We start from the raw sequence: 17,032 nt of genomic DNA, 5'->3' as shown, positions 1-17,032 counted from the left end.
GGAGCCTCCGGTCCAGAGTTCGGTGTCTGGGGCACAATGATCTGGTTCCTTCTCCCCGTGCTGGCCGTCCTGGCGGCGATCGCCTATGGCCTGGGTCGCGCCCGGGCCCAGACGCTTGCGCGCGGCCTTCCGAAGCGGGACAAGCCGCATTCGCGCCCTGAACAGCACGGCTACTACGCCCTGATCTGGGTCGCGGTTCCGGCGCTGGTCGTGGTCATCGCCGCCGGCATCTTCTCCGCCCCGATCGAGCACAGCCTGATCGCCGCGGGCTCTCCCGACGTCGTCACCGCCCTGGAACCCTTCCGCCGCGAAGCGTTCATGAGCGACGCGCGGGCCGTGGGCGAGGGCGGCCGGGCGCTGCAGGCCTGGCCCGGCGAACTGGGTCAGGCCCTGGTGACCGAGGCGGCCCGGACCGCCCGTATCCATGCCACCCTGGTCTGGGGCGCGGTCGTGGCCGCCGTCCTCGCGGCGATCATGGGCGGGCTGTTCGCCTTCGGCCAGATCAAGCCGACGCTGCGGGCCCGAAACCGGGTCGAAGGATGGATAGGGGGCCTGCTGCTCGCCTGTTCGGCGGTGGCCATCCTGACCACGGTCGGCATCGTCTTCTCGCTGTTGTGGGACAGCTTGCGCTTCTTCCAGACCGTGCCCGTGACCGAGTTCCTCTTCGGCACCCAGTGGAGCCCGCAGATCGCCATCCGCGCCGATCAGGTTGGGTCAACAGGGGCGTTCGGGGCCGTGCCCCTGTTCGCCGGCACCTTCCTGATCATGCTGATCGCCATGGCGGTGGCCGCGCCGGTCGGCCTGTTCTCGGCCATCTATCTGTCGGAATACGCCAGCAGCCTGTCACGCGGAATCGTCAAGCCGCTGCTGGAGATCCTGGCCGGGGTCCCGACCGTGGTCTACGGCTTCTTCGCCGCCCTGACCGTGGGGCCGGCCTTCCGCGAATTCTTCAACGGCATCGGGGCCCTGCTGGTCGGCGGCCCACTGGACGGGATCGGCCAGTACCTGATGCTGGTCCAGAACCAGATGGCCCTGGTCGCCGGGGCGGTGATGGGCATCATGCTGATCCCCTTCGTCTCGTCGCTGTCGGACGACATCATCAACGCCGTGCCCCAGTCGCTGCGCGACGGCTCCTATGCCATGGGGGCGACCAAGTCGGAGACCGTCAAGCGGGTCCTGCTGCCCGCCGCCCTGCCGGGCATCGCCGGGGCCCTGCTGCTGGCCATGTCGCGCGCCATCGGCGAGACCATGATCGTGACCATGGCCGCGGGCCTGGCGGCCAATCTGACGCTCAACCCGCTCGACACCGTCACCACGGTGACGGTCCAGATCGTCACCCTGCTGACTGGCGACCAGGAGTTCGACAGTCCCAAGACCCTGGCCGCCTTCGGCCTCGGCCTGACCCTGTTCCTGGTGACCCTGATGCTCAACATCGTCGCCCAGCGCATCGTCCAGACCTATCGGGAACAGTATGACTGAGGCCACCCCCGACACCCTGGCCACTGGCGAGCGCGACAGCCTGCTGAAGCGCGGGCTCAAGGCGCGCTATGCTCGCGAAGGCCGGTTCAAGCTGTACGGCCTGCTGGCCATCTCGGTGGCGGTCGGCTTCTTGCTGCTGCTGCTGGCCCGCATCATCGAGCAGGGACACACGGCCTTTTATGCCAACGAGATCACGGTGCCGGTCTATATGGACCCGGCCCGCATCGATCGCGCCTATCCCCAAGGCACCAATTTCCAGCAGATGGTGGCCCAGCAGTCGCTGACTCGGATGGGCATCACCGACGACGCGAGCGGCAGCCTCAACACCGCCTATCGCGCTCTGCTGTCGTCGGAGCTCAAGTTCCGCGCCGCGGACCTCATTCGCGAGAATCCCGCCCTCATCGGCCAGACCGTCCAGGTCACCGCGCCGGTCTCCGACGAGGCCGACCTCTACTACAAGGGCGAACTGACCCGGGACATCCCCGCCGACCAGCGCCGGGTCACCAATCAGCAGATGGACTGGCTGGACGGTCTGAAGCGTGACGGGGCGGTGTCCACCAGCTTCAACACCCTGCTGTTCACCAATGGCGACTCGACCGAGCCGGAACTGGCCGGCGTGCTGGGGGCCCTGGTCGGGTCCGCCCTGATGCTGCTGGTCACCGCCAGCCTGGCCATTCCCCTCGGCGTCGGGGCGGCCGTCTATCTGGAAGAGTTCGCCCGCAAGGGCCGGATCACCGACCTGATCGAGGTCAATATCAACAACCTCGCGGCCGTGCCGTCGATCGTCTATGGGCTGCTGGGCGTGGCCCTGTTCATTAACTGGGCCCATCTGCCGCGCTCCTCGCCCCTGGTGGGCGGACTGGTTCTGGCCCTGATGGCCTTGCCGACCATCATCATCGCCACCCGGTCGGCCCTGAAGGCCGTGCCCCCCTCCATCCGCGAGGCCGCCCTGGCCATGGGGGCCAGCCGGACCCAGACCGTGTTCCATCACGTCCTGCCCCTGGCCATGCCCGGCGTCCTGACCGGCACCATCATCTCCATGGCCCATGCCCTGGGCGAGACCGCGCCCCTGCTGCTGATCGGCATGGTCAGCTTCGTGCCCGGCATTCCAAGCTCCCTGACGGAGCCGACCGGGGCCCTGCCGTCCCTGGTCTATATCTGGGAGAACGCGTCCGAGCGCGCCTTCCACGAACGGACGGCCGCGGCCATCCTGGTTCTCCTCGCCTTCATGATCGTCATGAACGCCGCCGCCATCCTGCTGCGTCGGCGCTTCGAACGCCGGTGGTAAGACAATGAAATTCCCCTTCTTCCGCGCGCCCGATGGCCGTGAGGGCGGCCCCGCCGACCCGACCGCCGTTCCGATGATGGGCGGCCAGGTCCTGCCGTCCGCGGCGACGTCGTCGAAGGCGGACACGTCCTCCGACGAATCGATGCTGACGCCTCAACCGGAGACGGGCGGAGCCCTGGCCGGTCGCGTGCCGCCGGTGAAGTCGCCGGCCGCCCCGGCCGGTCCGACCAAGATCGCCGCCCGCGACGTCTCGGTCTTTTACGGCGACAAACAGGCCCTGTTCGACGTCAGCCTGGACATTCCCGACAAGACGGTCACCGCCTTCATCGGCCCGTCGGGCTGTGGCAAGTCGACATTCCTGCGCACCATCAACCGGATGAACGACACCATCCAGGGGGCCAAGGTCACCGGCCAGATCCTGATGGACGATCAGGACATCAACGCCCGATCGGTCGACCCGGTGCTGCTGCGCGCCCAGGTCGGCATGGTGTTCCAGAAGCCGAACCCCTTTCCCAAGACCATCTATGAGAACGTCGCCTACGGCCCGAAAATCCATGGCCTGACGACGTCGAAGGCCGAGCTGGACGCCATCGTCGAGAGCTCGCTGAAGAAGGCGGGCCTGTGGGACGAGGTCGCCGACCGCCTGCACTCCGCCGGCACCGGCCTCTCGGGCGGTCAGCAGCAGCGTCTGGTCATCGCCCGAGCCATCGCGGTCAATCCCGAAGTCATCCTGATGGACGAGCCCTGCTCGGCCCTGGACCCCATCGCCACGGCGCGGATCGAGGAGCTGATCGACGAGCTGCGCGAACGCTACTGCATCGTCATCGTCACCCATTCGATGGCCCAGGCCGCCCGGGTGTCGCAGCGCACGGCCTTCTTCCACCTCGGCCGCCTGGTCGAGACCGGACCGACCGAAGAAATCTTCACGAATCCCCGGGAACGGCGCACGCTGGACTACATCACGGGACGCTTCGGTTGAACCAGCATACGGTCAAGGCTTACGGCGACGAACTGAACCAACTGACCGCCGAGGTCGCCCGCATGGGCGGCCTCGCCGAGGCTCAGGTGGCGGATGCGGTCGACTCCGTCGCGCGTCGCGACATCGCTTTGGCCCGCGCCGTCGTCGAGCGGGACGTCAAGCTGGACGCCATGCACCGCGACATCGAGAAGAAGGCCATCCGCCTGATCGCGCTGCGCCAGCCGGTCGCTTCCGACCTCCGCAAGACCCTGTCGGCGATGAAGCTGGCGACCGATCTGGAACGCACCGGGGACCTGGCCAAGAACATCGCCAAGCGGGCGCTCAGCCTGGCCGAGACCGAGCCGATGCAGCCCCTGACCCGCTCGATCGAGCGGATGGGCAAGCTGGTGTCGATGCGGCTGCGCGACGTGCTGGACGCCTATACTGCCTCCGAGATCGACCGGGCTATGGCGGTCTGGGCCTCCGACGACGAGGTCGACGAGCACTACAACGCCCTGTTCCGCGAGTTGCTGACCTACATGATGGGCGACCCGCGCACGATCAGCGCCTGCACCCATCTGCTCTTCATGGCCAAGAACCTGGAACGGATCGGCGATCACGCCACCAATATCGCCGAGGTCATCCATTACGAGATCACCGGCGACGAGATGACGGGGGAGCGGCCGCGCTGGACGCCTTCGCCCGGAGACTGGGATGCGGACACCAGTTATCTGACGACCCCGCCCCCCGCGACCTGACGCCTGAGCCGACGGAGACCACGACATGCAGCCCTATATCCTGGTGATGGAAGACGAGGACGCCCTGGCGACCCTGCTTCAGTACAACCTCGAAAAGGAGGGTTACGACGTCGTCGTCGCCGCCGATGGCGAGGAGGGGCTGGTCCAGATCGACGAGCGCCAGCCGGACCTGGTCCTGCTGGACTGGATGCTGCCCAAGGTCTCGGGCATCGAGGTCTGCCGCCGTCTTCGGGGTCGCCCCGAAACCCGCAACCTGCCGGTCATCATGCTGACGGCGCGGGGCGAGGAATCGGACCGTGTGCGCGGCCTTGACACCGGTGCCGACGACTATCTGACCAAGCCTTTCTCCATGACCGAGCTGATCGCCCGCATCCGCGCCGTGCTACGCCGCATCCGGCCGGGCCTCGCCGACGACCGCGTGGGTCACGGCGACATCGTCATCGACCGCGTCGCCCACCGCGTCCGCCGCTCGGGCAAGGAGGTCCATCTGGGGCCGACCGAGTTCCGTCTGCTGGACCATTTCATGCGCCACCCGGGCCGGGTCTTCAGCCGCGAGCAGTTGCTGGACGCCGTCTGGGGCTCCGACGTCTATGTCGAGGCCCGCACCGTCGACGTCCACGTCGGCCGGCTGCGCAAGGCGCTGAACGTCGAGGAAAGCGCCAACCCGATCCGGACCGTTCGCTCGGCGGGCTATTCGCTGGATCTGGAAGGGTAGGTCAGAACAGCTCTGGTCGCAGCAATCTGCCGCGATAGAGAAATCTCAGGACGTCAACCCGGCCATCGCCGATCAAGTAGGCGATGGTCACGCAGTTCTCGAATACGACCATGCGAAGCCCAGGCTTCAGATCGCTGCGGGCCCGCCCTCGTTGCGGCGCGTTCGAGCCGTTCGCTGTAGTCACGCAATCGCGCGATGACGCTATCAGCGACATCAAGGCCAGCTTCTCGCGCAATGTAGGCATAAATGCCGTAGAGGTCTGATCTGGCCGCTTACTCGTAAGCGACGACGTGACGGATCACGATGCGTCGCGGGCCAGATATCGTTCTCTGAGGCCCCCGAAGACCAGTTCCGACGTCAAGTTCGCAGGCCCGTCCCGCTCGATCCGTTCGATCGTGGGCAAGACCTCGGTGCGCAGCCAATGCTCGATGACGGGATCAATGCGAACGGCGTGTTCCAAGGCGTGTGCGATGACATCCGACGGATCGGTAAAATCGCCAGACGCGACCTGGCGGTCGATGTCCTCGGCGAGATGCTGCGGCAACTCGATTTAGATCTTGCGCATGGCGGCCATGCGCTAGCGTCTCATGACTCCGCTTCCGCCGCCAACGCCTCGGGGTCCAGCTTGTAGACGCTGGCGCAGTACTCGCACGTCACGTGGATCTTGCCGTCCGGCTCGACCATGTCTGCCCGTTCGGCTTCGGAGAACGATCCCAGCACCGACTGAATGCGGTCGGGCGAGCAGCGACAGATGGCCTTCAGCGCCCGCGCGTCTTCCAGCCGCACGCCATCCTCGTGGAACAGGCGGAATAGCAGGGTCTCCGGCGTGATGGTCGGGTCGATCAGCTCGTCGTCGCCCAGGGTCTGGAACAGGGCGCGCGAACGATCCCAGACCTCCTCGGTCGAGCCGCGCGCGTCGTCGGCGGCGATCAACTGGATCAGGGCCCCGCCGGCCCGCCAGGCCGTACCGGTCTCGGTGGTCACCGAGCCGACCGCCAGATGCACCTTGGTCGGGACCTGTTCGGACTGGACGAAATAGTGCTCGGCCGCCAGCGACAGGCTTTCGCCCTCGATCGGGGTGATGCCCTGGGTCCGCTCGAAGTCAGGACCGCGATCCAGGGTCATGACGAAGACGCCCTGGCCCAGCAGGGCCCGGGCTCCGGGCCGGACGAAGCCCTTCGACGCCTCGGCGACCTCGGCCTCGTCGAACCGGCAATAGCCGCGCAGATGCCCTTCGGTGTCGTAGTCGGCGACGACGTAGCGGACGGGCCCGTCGCCCTGGGCCTGGACGATCAGCCGGCCCTCGAACTTCAGCGCCGAACCAACCAGAGCCGCCAGGGCACAGGCCTCGCCCAACAGGGCGGCGACGGGCTCGGGATAGGCATGGGCCGACAGGATGGTGTCGATCGCATCGCCCAGCCGGACCAGACGGCCGCGCACGGGCCAGCCCTCGATCTGGAAGGCGGCGGCCAGGTCGTCGGCCGGATGACCCAGCGAAGCGGTGGCGTAGGGCGAGGCGGGCTCGTGATCGGTCACGGCGAGGTCCTTGGACGGGCGAAATGTGGATAAGGGGGCAAGATAGGAAACCGGAGGCCGCTTGGTAAGGGCCGGGGGCGGCGTGCTATCGGTCGGAACCGCCTGCAAAGCGACATCGTTTTCCCCGTGCTCCTTCGAAGCCGCCCCGCGCGAAAGTCCGAGATGCCCAATAAACCGACCCTCAAGCCGCTCGACCAGCAGGCCATCGTCATCACCGGCGCGACCTCCGGCATCGGCCTGTCGACCGCCCGGCGCGCCTCCGCCGCCGGGGCCTGCGTCTTTCTGATCGCGCGCGGCGAGCAGGACCTGAAGGCCCTGTGCGAGGAACTGCAGCGGGACGGGGGCCGGGTGGCCTATGCCGTCGCCGACGTCGCCGATCCCGACGCCCTGGCCCAGGCCGCCGACAAGTGTCGCCGGCTGTTTGGCGGGTTCGACACCTGGGTCAACAACGCCGGGGTCTCGATCCACGGCCCCCTGCGCGAGACCACGCTGGAGGATCAGCATCAGGTCTTCGAGACCAACTACTGGGGCGTGGTCAACGGCTCGCTGCTGGCGGCCGAGCACATGCGCGCGGTGCCGGGCGGGGGCACGATCATCAACGTCGGCTCGGTCCTCGGCGATTCGCCGATCCCGGTGCAGGGCGTGTATTCCGCGTCCAAACATGCCGTGAAAGGCTTCACCAACGCCTTTCGCATGGAGCTGATGCGCGAGAGGGCCCCCGTCGCCGTCAGCCTGGTCAAGCCGTCCGCGATCGACACGCCGTACAATCGGCACGCCCGCAACCTGACCGGCCAGCCCTTCCGCAATCCCCAGCCCGTCTACGCGACCCGTGTGGTGGCCGACACCATCCTGTGGTGCGCCACCCACCCAATAAGAGAGATCACCGTGGGCGGCGGCGGGCGGATCATCGCCAGTTTCTACGCCCTACTGCCAGGCTTGGCGGAACCACTTTTCGCTCGGTTCGCTCCTAGCCTCATGCGGGACAGGCGTTCCGCCTATCAGCCGTACGACGACGGGCTCTATGAGCCGACCGACGACGGCCTCGACGAAGAGGTTCATTATCCCATGGTTCGACAGTTCAGCGCTCTGGCCGAAGTTCGCAAACACCCCGGCATCACCGCCGGTTCGCTGGCGGTCGTCGCCACCGCCGCCCTGGCGACCTACCTGCTGACACAGCGCACCGGGCCGCGCCGCTATGAGACGCTGCGCAGCCGCGTGGATCCGCGCGGCTGGATCGACGCCGAATCCCTGCGGCATCGGTTCGAGGACATTTCGCGCGGTCTCAGCGCGCGCGCCGGCGAGCTCGGCGACAGCGTCGGCGAACTCAGCGACGACGCCCGTCATCAGGCCAAGAAATTGGTCAAGCGCAGCCAGCGCGCCATTTCGGACAAGCAGCGCCGCAAATACGCGCGCGAGGCTCGCCACTACGCCGAGCAGACCGGTCGCTCGGCCCGCCGCTACGCCGACGACGCGGGACGCTATGCCAAGGATCACGCCCGCGAAGGCGGCGCGCTTCTGGCCCTGGCAACCATCGCCGCCGCCATCGGGGCCGCCGCCCTGGAAAGCCAGCGTCCGGACAGCCGCATCCGTCGCGTCACCGGTCTCTGATCGGCCGACGAAACCCATTGCTGCGCTAGCGAAGGTCAGCGAAAGAGGGGTATGGCCGCTCCGACGCTGATCTTCGACTTCGACTCCACCCTGGTCCGCATCGAGACCCTCGAGGCGTTGGCGGATATCGCCTTGGAGGGCTCGGCCGATGCGGTCGCCGTCCGGGCCGAGATTGCCGCGATCACGGACCAGGCCATGTCGGGCCAACTGGACTTCGGGCAGTCGCTAAGGGCGCGTCTGGCCCTGATCCCCCTGACCCGGGCCAATGTTCTGGCTCTGGCGGACCGGATCCTGGAGGAGGGCACCCCCTCCGTTCGGCGCAATCTGCGCTTCTTCCATGACAACGCCGACCATCTCTACATCCTGTCCGGCGGCTTCCGCGAAATCATCGCCCCCATCGCCGAGCGGCTGGGGATCTCGGCCGATCGCGTCCTCTGCAACGACCTGACCTACGACGCCGAGGGCCGGGTGACGGGCGTCGACGAGACCAACCCCCTGTCGCGCGAGAACGGCAAGCCCACAGTCATCAAGGCGCTGGGCCTGACCGGCCCCGTCGTCATGGTGGGCGACGGCTGGAACGACGCCGAGGTCAAGCTGGCGGGAGCCGCTGACCGATTCTATGCCTTCACCGAGGTCGCGCGGCGCGAGACCGTGGTCGCTGTGGCCGACGGAGAGGCCTCGTCCATGGACGAGTTGCTGCACGCCGAAGGCCTGGCCGGCCGCTGGTCCTATCCGCGCAACCGGATTCGTATGCTTTTGCTGGAGAACATCCACCCCGCCGCCGTCGAGCGGCTGGAGGAGGCCGGCTATTCGGTGGAGACCCGCAAGGGGGCTCTGGACGAGGACGACCTGATCGCGGCCATCAAGGGCGTGCATGTTCTGGGCATCCGGTCCAAGACGAATGTCACCGAACGGGTCCTGGCCGAGGCGGATCGCCTGCTGGCCATCGCGGCCTTCTGCATCGGCACCAACCAGATCGATCTGGACGCGGCGGCGGCCCGAGGCGTGGCGGTGTTCAACGCCCCCTATTCCAACACCCGCAGCGTGGTGGAACTGGCCATCGGCCTAACCATCACCCTGATGCGCGACGTCGCCGACAAGTCCGCCGCCATGCACCGCGGCCAATGGAACAAATCGGCGGAGGGTTCGCGCGAGCTGCGCGGCAAGACCCTGGGCATCGTCGGCTACGGCGCCATCGGCTCTCAGCTGTCGGTGCTGGCCGAGGCCCTCGGCATGCGGGTCCTGTTCTACGACCTGTCTGAGCGGCTGGCGCTCGGCAATGCCCGCCGGATGCGCAGCCTCGACGCGCTGCTGGCCGAGTCGGACGTGGTCTCGATGCACGTCGACGGTCGGCGCGAGAACACCAATCTGATCGGCGCCGCCCAGTTCCAGACCATGCGGCCGGGCACCCTGTTCCTGAATCTGTCGCGCGGCCATGTCGTCGACATCGGGGCCCTGTCGCAGGCCATCGGGTCGGGACGGGTCGGCGGGGCCGCGCTGGACGTGTTCCCCGACGAGCCCCGCACCAATGCCGATCCGTTCGACAGCCCGCTGATGGGTCTGAAGAACGTCATCCTCACCCCGCACATCGGCGGCTCGACCGAGGAGGCGCAGGAGGCGATCGCCGAGTTCGCCGCCGAACGCCTGCTGGGCTACCTGAACCGGGGCGACACGACCTTCTGCGTGAATCTGCCGAACGTGCAGCTCAGCGACGTCTCGGGCGGGCACCGGATCCTCCACATCCACAGGAACCAGCCGGGCGTCATGGCCGAGTTGAACCGGGAGCTGTCGGCGGCCGGGCTCAACATCCTCGGCCAGCATCTGAAGACCGACGAGCGGACCGGCTACGTCATCACCGACGTCGACCGCGACTACGACCCCCAGGCGCTCCGTGTGCTGAAAAGTGTGGCCGGAACGCTGCGCTTTCGACTTTTGCACTAAAAGGCTGACCTTACGGCATCTTGCGTCCTGATTTCAGGGGCGCAGACTGCCCTCCAACGGTCGCAATCAGCCGACCGATGGGAGGTTTCATGTCACGCTTTCATCGCGGTGCAGCCCTGGCTGCGCTGACGCTTGCCGCATCCGCCAGTCTGGCCGGCGCGGCTTCGGCCCAGTCCTACAATCGCCTGGTCGTGTTCGGGGACAGCCTGAGCGACAACGGCAATCTGTTCGCCATCTCCGGCCAGCCGCCGGCCCCCTATTTCCAGGGGCGATTCTCGAACGGTCCGGTGTTCACCGAGCTGCTGGGCTTCACGGCCGGCCGCTTCACCGCCGGCGCCCCCGTGACGGGCAGCGTCAACTATGCGTTCGGCGGAGCCCGGACGGATTTCGCCGCCTCGCCGCCGGGCATGCGCGCCCAGCTGGCCGCCTATACGGCCGCCGGAGGCCGGTTCGGATCGGGTGATCTGGTCAGCGTGCTGGGCGGCGCCAACAACATCTTCCAGGCCTTTCCGGGTGCGGCCGCCAGCCCGGCCACGGCCCAGGCGACCATGGCCAACGTGGCCGTCGCGGCGGCGGGCGACATCAACCTGATCGTCAACACCGTGGCCCAGGCCGGGGCCGGGACGGTCCTGGTGACCAACCTGCCGCGCCTCGGCATCACGCCTCAGTTCGCCGCCAGCAACCCGCTGGTCGGAGCGCAGGGCTCGGCCCTGGCCGATTTCGCCGGCAGCACGTTCAACAGCGCCCTGTCGACCGGCCTGATGGCCACGGCGCCGAACCGGCCCGGCACCAACATCATCCTGTTCGACATCGCCAAGATCAGCGACACCCTGGCCTCGGACCCCGGTCGCTTCGGGCTGAACAACGTGACGGCGCCCTGTTTCAACGGCGTGACGCTGTGCGCGACCCCCGACACCTATCTGTATTTCGACGGCGTCCATCCGACGGCGGCCGGCCATCGCCTGTTCGCGGCCCTGGCCAACGACTACCTCTATTACGGCGATCTCGGCTCGGCCAGCACGCTGCAGGGCGAGACCGCCTTCCGGCATCACGAGGACACCCTGTCGACCGCGACCGACAGCCTGTCCGGTCGCGGCCCCTGGGAGGCCGGCACCCAGATTTCGGTGACGGGCGGCTATGACCGCACCAAGACCGACGCCCGCACCGATGTGGCCGAGGCCACGGCGGATGGCGCGATCGTCCGTGCGGCTCTGGAGTCCGGCACTGAAGCCCTGCGCTTCGGTCTGGCCGGCACCTTCCGCGAAGGCGATGTCGAGGCCGGCCCCAACCGCTTCGCCCTGCAGTCGATCGGGCTCGACGTCTACGCCGGCTATCGCTCGGGGTCGGCGTTCGTCAACGCGGCCGTCGGGTTCGCCGGCGACGATTACAACGACATCGAGCGCGTCTCCACGCTGTCGCCGGTCGTGATGATGGCGACGACGCGCGGTCAGAGCACCGGGGCGCGTGTGCAGGGCGGCGTCTGGATGGAACTGGGCGGCATCGCCGTCTCGCCGCGCGCCGCGGTCAGCTACGTCACCGCCAATGTCGACGGCTATCGCGAACAGGGCGTCGCCGCGGCCTATCAGTACGGCAACCGCACGGTGAAGGCCGTGACCGCCGAGGCCTCGGTCCGGGCCGAGGGCGAAATGGGCGGCTTCGGCGTCTTCGTCGAAGGCGGCTATCGCGACAGCCTCGATGACCAGAGCACCGATGTGCGCGTCGGCATCGCCAACAATCCGGCTCAGATCGTGGCGCGCGGGTTCGACGATCCCTTCGGCGGGCAGGTCCTGGCCTCCGCCGGTGTCTCCGGCGATCTGGGCCCGGTCAAGGTCGAACTGTCCTACAAGGGCCGGTTCGGGGACCGCGCCAACAGCAATATGGGCGGATTCACCTTCACCCTGCCGCTCTGACGATCGAACGATTCCCTCCTCGCTGATGTTTGGCGGGGAGGGAACTCGACGCGGCGCGCAATTTCGTGCATTAGCGCCGACTTCTTACGGCTCGCGCTTTCGCCCGGCGCGAGCCTTGATTCGTATTCACCGGGCGCGAGAGGCCGCATGGCTAAGGAAGAACTGCTCGAGTTTCCCGGCGTGGTCAGCGAACTGCTGCCCAATGCCACGTTCCGCGTGCTGCTCGAGGGGAACGACCACGAGATCATCGCCCACACCGCCGGCAAGATGCGCAAGAACCGCATCCGCGTCCTGGCCGGCGACAAGGTCCTGGTCGAGATGACGCCCTATGACCTGACCAAGGGCCGCATCACCTACCGCTTCAAGTAAGGGTCGCGTGCCGCGACCCGACCTCGTGCTGGCCTCGGCCAGCCCGCGCCGCATCGAGTTGCTGGCGCTGATCGGCATCACCCCCGATCGCATCGACCCCGCCGACATCGACGAGACACCGCTGAAGGACGAGACGCCGGCCCGCCTGGCCGTCCGTCTGGCGCGGACCAAGGCCGGCGCGGTCGCCGCGAGATGCCCCGACGCCGTCGTCCTGGCGGCCGACACGGTCGTCGCCGTCGGTCGCCGGCTGCTCGAGAAACCGGCGGACCCCGCCGAGGCCGAGCGCTTCCTGCGCCTGCTGTCCGGCCGCAATCACCGGGTCTTCACCGGGGTCGCCGTGGCCGTCGGCGAGCGGGTCACCCACCGCTGCGTCGACACCCGGGTCGCCTTCAAACGCCTGTCGGAGGCCGAGATCGCCGCCTATGTCGCCGGCGGCGACTGGCGCGGCAAGGCGGGCGGCTATGGCATCCAGGGCCCGGCGGCGGCCTTCGTGCTCCGGATCATCGGCAGTCATCCCGCGGTCATGGGCCTGCCGCTGCCGGAGACGGTCAACCTGCTGGCGGGCGCGGGCTGGCGACGGCCCGCGACGGACGCGTGAGCGCGCTCGAGGTCTTTCTGGACGACACGCCCGGCGAGGTTCGCGGGGTGGTCGCGCGGGAGGGCCGCTTCGAACGTCTTATCCTCCAGCGCGAGATCGACCCGCCCGCCCACCGCCTGGGGGCCGTATCGGTCGGACGGATCGCCCGCGTGGAGGGGGCTTTCCGCGCCGCCTTCGTTGATCTGGGCGGTGACGGGCCGATGGGATTCCTGCCGCTGACCAAGGGCCGGATGTTCGCGGAGGGCGAGGCGGTCGAGGTCGAGGTGACAGCCGAGCCGCGCGAGGCCAAGGGCCCCGTCCTGACCCTTCTCGGCGCAGGGCAGGGGGCACCGCGGCTGCTGGCCCCCGGCCCGACCGTCGAAGAGACCCTGGCCGCGCTCGCGCCCGGATGCACGCCGACCACCGGCGCCCACGCCATCCGCGCCGGACAGGAGGCCGAGGAGGAGGCCTTGGGCGATCGGCATCTTTTCCCCGCCTTCGCGCTGGACCTGGCGGTGGAGCGGACCCGGGCCCTGATCGCCGTCGATATCGACTATGCCCACCTCCCGGGTCGCGATCCCCGCAAGGGGCGGGAGCGGGCGAATCGCGAAGGCCTGCGCCAGGCGGCTCGGTTGATCGCCCTGAAGAGCTGGGGCGGTCTGGTGGCCGTCGATCTGGTGGGCACGGCCCTGGACCCGAAGGTCGTGGCGGATATGGCGAAGGCGGCATTCGGCGCGGACGTGACCCTGGGTCCGGTGAGCCGATTCGCGGTCCTGCAGCTGGCCTTGCCCTGGCGTGCCAGACCGGTCGAGGATCTGCTCCTGGACGGGCGGGGGCGCAGAACCCTGGCGACCCGTGCCCTGGACGCGACCCGCGCGCTGCGGCTGGCCTTGCTGTCGGACACGGCCTCGCCCCGGATCCGGATCCGCTGCGCGCCCGACGTCGTCGAGGCCGCCGGGCCCCTGGTCGCGCGGCTGGGCCCGCGCGCCGCTCTGCAGGCGGATCCCGGCCTCCCGCCGGACCAAACCCTTGTCGAAAGAGACTGACCGCCATGGCGACCTGTCCGATCTGCCGCCGGAACCCCACGGTGGAAGCCTATAAGCCGTTCTGCTCGAAGCGATGCGCCGACCTGGACCTGCAGCGCTGGCTGGTGGGGGCCTATGTCCTGCCGGACACCGGCGAGGGCCTGCCCGATGCCGATCCTGAAAACGACGACTGATCCCGGCTGGACACCCCGTTTCGGCTCGCCTATAGACCCCGCTCCCGCATTTCGATGCGTGCGCCTGGGTAGCTCAGTTGGTAGAGCAGCGGATTGAAAATCCGCGTGTCGGTGGTTCGAATCCGCCCCCAGGCACCACCTTTCCCCTGCGTAAGGCTTCGACTGCCAAGGTCACGCTTTGGGGTCGGTCAATCTAACGGCGAAATGCAGCAGTGGTACGACATTGCGAGTTTTCTCCCCATCGCTCGCCCACGGGGCGAAAAGCACCCTTGCGCCCTTGACGCTCATGTATGGGTTCGCCAAAGGAGCTTGAGCGCTTTCTTGGCGTGATCGGTCTGACGTTTGCCGGAATCTCGTCCGGCGTTCGTACGACCAACCGCCGAGGGGGCCGTTCCGGCAACCGGACGCGACAGAAGGCGTTCCGCTGTCGGGCCCATCAGGCCCAAGGCGGGATACAACCGAATTTCATCAGGAGCTGCAGCGTTCTGACGCGTTGCAGGTCTAGGGTTCCACGAGTCAGACCAAAAAGCAGGAACTGGCGACACATGCAAAAGACCAACATTCTTCTCGCCCTGGCCGGCGCTGCCGTCCTGATGGCAAGCTCGCCGGCTCTGGCCCAGACGCCAGCTCCGACGGCCGACGCTGCCGCTCCGGCCGCAACGACTGCCCCGGCTGCCGATGCCGCCGTCGCTCCCGCTCCCGTCGTCGATGAAGCCGCTCCGGCTGAAGAAGGCGCCGGTCACAGCGGTGGGATCACCCCGGTCTCCATGTTCATGGAAGCCACCCCGGTCGTTAAGGTCGTCATGATCGGCCTGCTTCTGGCCTCGGTCTTCTCCTGGGCCCTGCTGATCATCAAGCTGCTCGAGTACGGCAGCCTGAACCGCAAGACGGACCGCTTCCTGGAAGAGTTCCGCGGCGCCCGCACGATCGCCGACATGCGTAAGGTCGCGACCTCGGACGACTACGACGGCAACCCGCTGGCCGACATGGCCGCCGCCGCCACCGAAGAAATCGAACTGTCCCGCCAGGCCGGCCTCTCGGTCACCGGCGACCACCAGGACTCGGCTCTGTTTCGTGCCCAGCAAGCCGTCTCGGCCGTGCAGGCCGGTCTGGCCTCGCGTCTGTCGGGTGGCCAGCAGTTCCTCGCCTCGGTCGGTTCGACCGGTCCGTTCGTGGGTCTGTTCGGTACGGTTTACGGCATCATGAACTCGTTCATCGGGATCGTGGAATCCAACACCACCAACCTGGCGTCCGTCGCCCCCGGTATCGCCGAGGCGCTGCTGGCCACGGGTATCGGCCTGTTCGCCGCCATCCCCGCCGTGGTGTTCTACAACTACTTCAACACCCGCATCTCGGCCTACGGCACCCGTTCGGATGGCTTCGCCGCTGAACTGCTGAACAGCATCTCGCGTCAGCTCGACAAGGGAGCTTAAGCCAGATGGCCGCCAAACTCGGAGGTTCAGGCGGCGGTAAGTACCAAGTCGAGCAGACGGCTGATATCAACGTCACGCCTTTCGTTGATATCATGCTCGTCCTGCTGATCATCTTCATGGTGGCGTCTTCGGTCGCCACTGTGTCGGTGGTGGTGAAACTTCCCGTCGCGCTCGCCCCGCCTGCCGAGAACCCGCCCAAGCCGGTGTTCATCTCGGTTCAGCAGGACGGGCGGGTCTTCATCGGAGACGGTGAGACCAGTTTCGATAGTCTCGGTGCCGAACTATCCACGATGATCGGTCGCCGTGATCCGTCCAAGGAACGCATCTTCATCCGTGCGGACCAGCAGACGCGATACGGTGACTTCATGCAGGCGATGAACGCGCTACAGGATGCGGGCTTCTACAGCGTCGCGCTTGTCGGCGAAGACAAAGCTCCGGCGTAGGGACGGGAAATCACATGAGCGATACACCCGTCGAATATCACCGCAGTCGTTATGACGCGCCGCGCACCAAGGTCTCGCCGGTCACCTGGATCATCGTCCTCGGCGTCGTCTCGGTCCTGTTCGCGATCCTGTTCTTCTGGATCCAGCAGACCCGTTTCGAGCTGAAGAAGATCGAGTTCGTCGACGACGCCGTGGATGTCGAGATCATTGAGCCGATCCCGCCGCCCCCGCCGCCGCCGCCGCCTCCGCCGCCGCCGGACACGCCCCCGCCGCCCAAGCTGCAGGTGCGTCCGCCGGTGATCAACACCCAGGCTCCGCCGCCGCCGATCACCCTGCCGATCGAGCCGACGAAGAAGGAAGACCGCCAGGTCTATACGGGCCCGCCCGTGATCGTCCCTGGTCCTCCGCCTCCGCCGGCCCCTCCGGCGCCCGTTCGTCCGCCGGTGATCACCAACCCGACCTGGTCGCGCACGCCTTCGCCGACGTATCCGGACCGCGCGCTTGAGCGTGGCATCTCCGGCAGCGCCGATCTGAGCTGCCAGGTCCAGGCCAACGGCTCGGTGACCGGTTGCTCGATCGTCAGCGAGAACCCCGCGGGGGCTGGCTTCGGCCGCGCCGCCGTGGCCGCCGCCCGCAGCGCTCGCCTGTCGCCCCGCTCGGTCGACGGTGTGGCGACCGGTGGACAGGTTCGGTTCACGGTCCGGTTCAATCTGCCGGACTAGGCCCTGGGCTCTGTCAAACGTCAGGAAAGCGCCCCGGGGGAAACCCCGGGGCGTTTTTCGTCGGGTCGGTCTGATC

Annotated in this window: 17 protein-coding genes, 1 tRNA gene and 1 pseudogene; 17 read left to right on the top strand and 2 right to left on the bottom strand. The window is 67.8% G+C overall.

Features of this window, described 5'->3' with window-relative positions; all coding sequences use genetic code 11:
• Positions 1–36: 36 nt before the first annotated feature.
• The 5 genes from pstC (at position 37) to phoB (ending at position 5,198) form a co-directional block, all read left to right on the top strand.
• The gene (pstC, locus tag BZG35_RS12130) at positions 37–1,479 is read left to right on the top strand and encodes a phosphate ABC transporter permease subunit PstC (RefSeq protein ID WP_077355885.1); all 1,443 of its coding nucleotides are present in this window, start codon (positions 37–39) and stop codon (positions 1,477–1,479) included.
• Positions 1,472–2,767, top strand: a complete 1,296-nt coding sequence (pstA, locus tag BZG35_RS12125; RefSeq protein WP_077355884.1) for a phosphate ABC transporter permease PstA — start codon at positions 1,472–1,474, stop codon at positions 2,765–2,767. The genes pstC and pstA overlap by 8 nt, the downstream gene beginning before the upstream one ends.
• A 142-nt stretch (positions 2,768–2,909) precedes the next feature.
• Entirely contained in the window at positions 2,910–3,746 is an 837-nt protein-coding gene (gene pstB, locus BZG35_RS12120; protein ID WP_150126139.1) for a phosphate ABC transporter ATP-binding protein PstB, read from the top strand.
• Positions 3,743–4,483, top strand: a complete 741-nt coding sequence (gene phoU / locus BZG35_RS12115) for a phosphate signaling complex protein PhoU (RefSeq protein ID WP_077355883.1) — start codon at positions 3,743–3,745, stop codon at positions 4,481–4,483. Before pstB ends, phoU begins: the two co-directional genes overlap by 4 nt.
• A gap of 25 nt (positions 4,484–4,508) precedes the next feature.
• Complete coding sequence (phoB, locus tag BZG35_RS12110) at positions 4,509–5,198, top strand: phosphate regulon transcriptional regulator PhoB (protein ID WP_077355882.1); 690 nt, start codon at positions 4,509–4,511, stop codon at positions 5,196–5,198.
• A gap of 298 nt (positions 5,199–5,496) precedes the next feature.
• Here the strand turns inward: phoB and BZG35_RS12100 are convergent, their stop codons facing one another.
• A complete protein-coding gene (locus BZG35_RS12100) occupies positions 5,497–5,742 on the bottom strand; it encodes a hypothetical protein (RefSeq protein ID WP_077355881.1) in 246 nt (81 codons plus the stop codon).
• Positions 5,743–5,783: 41 nt separating this feature from the next.
• A complete protein-coding gene (locus tag BZG35_RS12095; RefSeq protein ID WP_253189347.1) occupies positions 5,784–6,692 on the bottom strand; it encodes an Hsp33 family molecular chaperone in 909 nt (302 codons plus the stop codon).
• 204 nt (positions 6,693–6,896) lie between these two features.
• On the opposite strand from BZG35_RS12095, the gene BZG35_RS12090 reads away from it, so the two are divergent.
• The 12 genes and pseudogenes from BZG35_RS12090 (at position 6,897) to BZG35_RS18390 (ending at position 16,956) form a co-directional block, all read left to right on the top strand.
• On the top strand, positions 6,897–8,342 hold the full coding sequence (locus BZG35_RS12090) for an SDR family oxidoreductase (RefSeq protein ID WP_077355879.1): 1,446 nt from the start codon (positions 6,897–6,899) through the stop codon (positions 8,340–8,342).
• 51 nt (positions 8,343–8,393) lie between these two features.
• Positions 8,394–8,918: pseudogene (locus BZG35_RS18435) on the top strand (HAD-IB family phosphatase); the annotation flags it as partial.
• A gap of 108 nt (positions 8,919–9,026) precedes the next feature.
• Positions 9,027–10,283, top strand: a complete 1,257-nt coding sequence (serA, locus tag BZG35_RS12085; protein ID WP_371454844.1) for a phosphoglycerate dehydrogenase — start codon at positions 9,027–9,029, stop codon at positions 10,281–10,283.
• Between the two features lie 89 nt (positions 10,284–10,372).
• Positions 10,373–12,193, top strand: coding sequence for an autotransporter domain-containing protein (locus BZG35_RS12080; RefSeq protein WP_077355877.1), 1,821 nt, complete (start codon positions 10,373–10,375; stop codon positions 12,191–12,193).
• 147 nt (positions 12,194–12,340) lie between these two features.
• Positions 12,341–12,562, top strand: coding sequence for a translation initiation factor IF-1 (infA, locus tag BZG35_RS12075; RefSeq protein ID WP_013269122.1), 222 nt, complete (start codon positions 12,341–12,343; stop codon positions 12,560–12,562).
• Between the two features lie 7 nt (positions 12,563–12,569).
• Positions 12,570–13,160, top strand: coding sequence for a nucleoside triphosphate pyrophosphatase (locus BZG35_RS12070; protein WP_077355876.1), 591 nt, complete (start codon positions 12,570–12,572; stop codon positions 13,158–13,160).
• Entirely contained in the window at positions 13,157–14,185 is a 1,029-nt protein-coding gene (locus BZG35_RS12065) for a hypothetical protein (protein ID WP_077355875.1), read from the top strand. The genes BZG35_RS12070 and BZG35_RS12065 overlap by 4 nt, the downstream gene beginning before the upstream one ends.
• A 5-nt stretch (positions 14,186–14,190) precedes the next feature.
• Positions 14,191–14,358 (top strand): DNA gyrase inhibitor YacG, encoded by a 168-nt coding sequence (locus BZG35_RS12060; protein ID WP_077355874.1) that lies wholly within the window; start codon positions 14,191–14,193, stop codon positions 14,356–14,358.
• Between the two features lie 62 nt (positions 14,359–14,420).
• Positions 14,421–14,496, top strand: a tRNA-Phe gene (locus BZG35_RS12055).
• A 407-nt stretch (positions 14,497–14,903) separates the two neighbouring features.
• The gene (locus BZG35_RS12050; RefSeq protein ID WP_077355873.1) at positions 14,904–15,791 is read left to right on the top strand and encodes a MotA/TolQ/ExbB proton channel family protein; all 888 of its coding nucleotides are present in this window, start codon (positions 14,904–14,906) and stop codon (positions 15,789–15,791) included.
• A 5-nt stretch (positions 15,792–15,796) separates the two neighbouring features.
• On the top strand, positions 15,797–16,234 hold the full coding sequence (locus BZG35_RS12045) for a biopolymer transporter ExbD (protein WP_077355872.1): 438 nt from the start codon (positions 15,797–15,799) through the stop codon (positions 16,232–16,234).
• A 14-nt stretch (positions 16,235–16,248) separates the two neighbouring features.
• Positions 16,249–16,956, top strand: coding sequence for a TonB family protein (locus BZG35_RS18390; protein ID WP_077355871.1), 708 nt, complete (start codon positions 16,249–16,251; stop codon positions 16,954–16,956).
• Positions 16,957–17,032 lie beyond the last annotated feature (76 nt).

This window comes from Brevundimonas sp. LM2 (assembly GCF_002002865.1).
Classification (GTDB): Bacteria; Pseudomonadota; Alphaproteobacteria; order Caulobacterales; family Caulobacteraceae; genus Brevundimonas.
Note: the sequence above shows the minus strand (reverse complement) of the source record. Positions and strands in the feature narration are given on the sequence as shown.

What these genes read in the sequence shown, in the direction of transcription:
- BZG35_RS12090 (WP_077355879.1), top strand. Translation starts at nt 6,897, where the DNA reads ATGCCCAATAAACCGACCCTCAAGCCGCTCGACCAGCAGGCCATCGTC.
- pstB (WP_150126139.1), top strand. Translation starts at nt 2,910, where the DNA reads ATGCTGACGCCTCAACCGGAGACGGGCGGAGCCCTGGCCGGTCGCGTG.
- phoB (WP_077355882.1), top strand. Translation starts at nt 4,509, where the DNA reads ATGCAGCCCTATATCCTGGTGATGGAAGACGAGGACGCCCTGGCGACC.
- BZG35_RS12060 (WP_077355874.1), top strand. Translation starts at nt 14,191, where the DNA reads ATGGCGACCTGTCCGATCTGCCGCCGGAACCCCACGGTGGAAGCCTAT.
- pstC (WP_077355885.1), top strand. Translation starts at nt 37, where the DNA reads ATGATCTGGTTCCTTCTCCCCGTGCTGGCCGTCCTGGCGGCGATCGCC.
- serA (WP_371454844.1), top strand. Translation starts at nt 9,027, where the DNA reads ATGGACGAGTTGCTGCACGCCGAAGGCCTGGCCGGCCGCTGGTCCTAT.
- BZG35_RS12045 (WP_077355872.1), top strand. Translation starts at nt 15,797, where the DNA reads ATGGCCGCCAAACTCGGAGGTTCAGGCGGCGGTAAGTACCAAGTCGAG.
- infA (WP_013269122.1), top strand. Translation starts at nt 12,341, where the DNA reads ATGGCTAAGGAAGAACTGCTCGAGTTTCCCGGCGTGGTCAGCGAACTG.
- BZG35_RS18390 (WP_077355871.1), top strand. Translation starts at nt 16,249, where the DNA reads ATGAGCGATACACCCGTCGAATATCACCGCAGTCGTTATGACGCGCCG.
- BZG35_RS12080 (WP_077355877.1), top strand. Translation starts at nt 10,373, where the DNA reads ATGTCACGCTTTCATCGCGGTGCAGCCCTGGCTGCGCTGACGCTTGCC.
- BZG35_RS12050 (WP_077355873.1), top strand. Translation starts at nt 14,904, where the DNA reads ATGCAAAAGACCAACATTCTTCTCGCCCTGGCCGGCGCTGCCGTCCTG.
- pstA (WP_077355884.1), top strand. Translation starts at nt 1,472, where the DNA reads ATGACTGAGGCCACCCCCGACACCCTGGCCACTGGCGAGCGCGACAGC.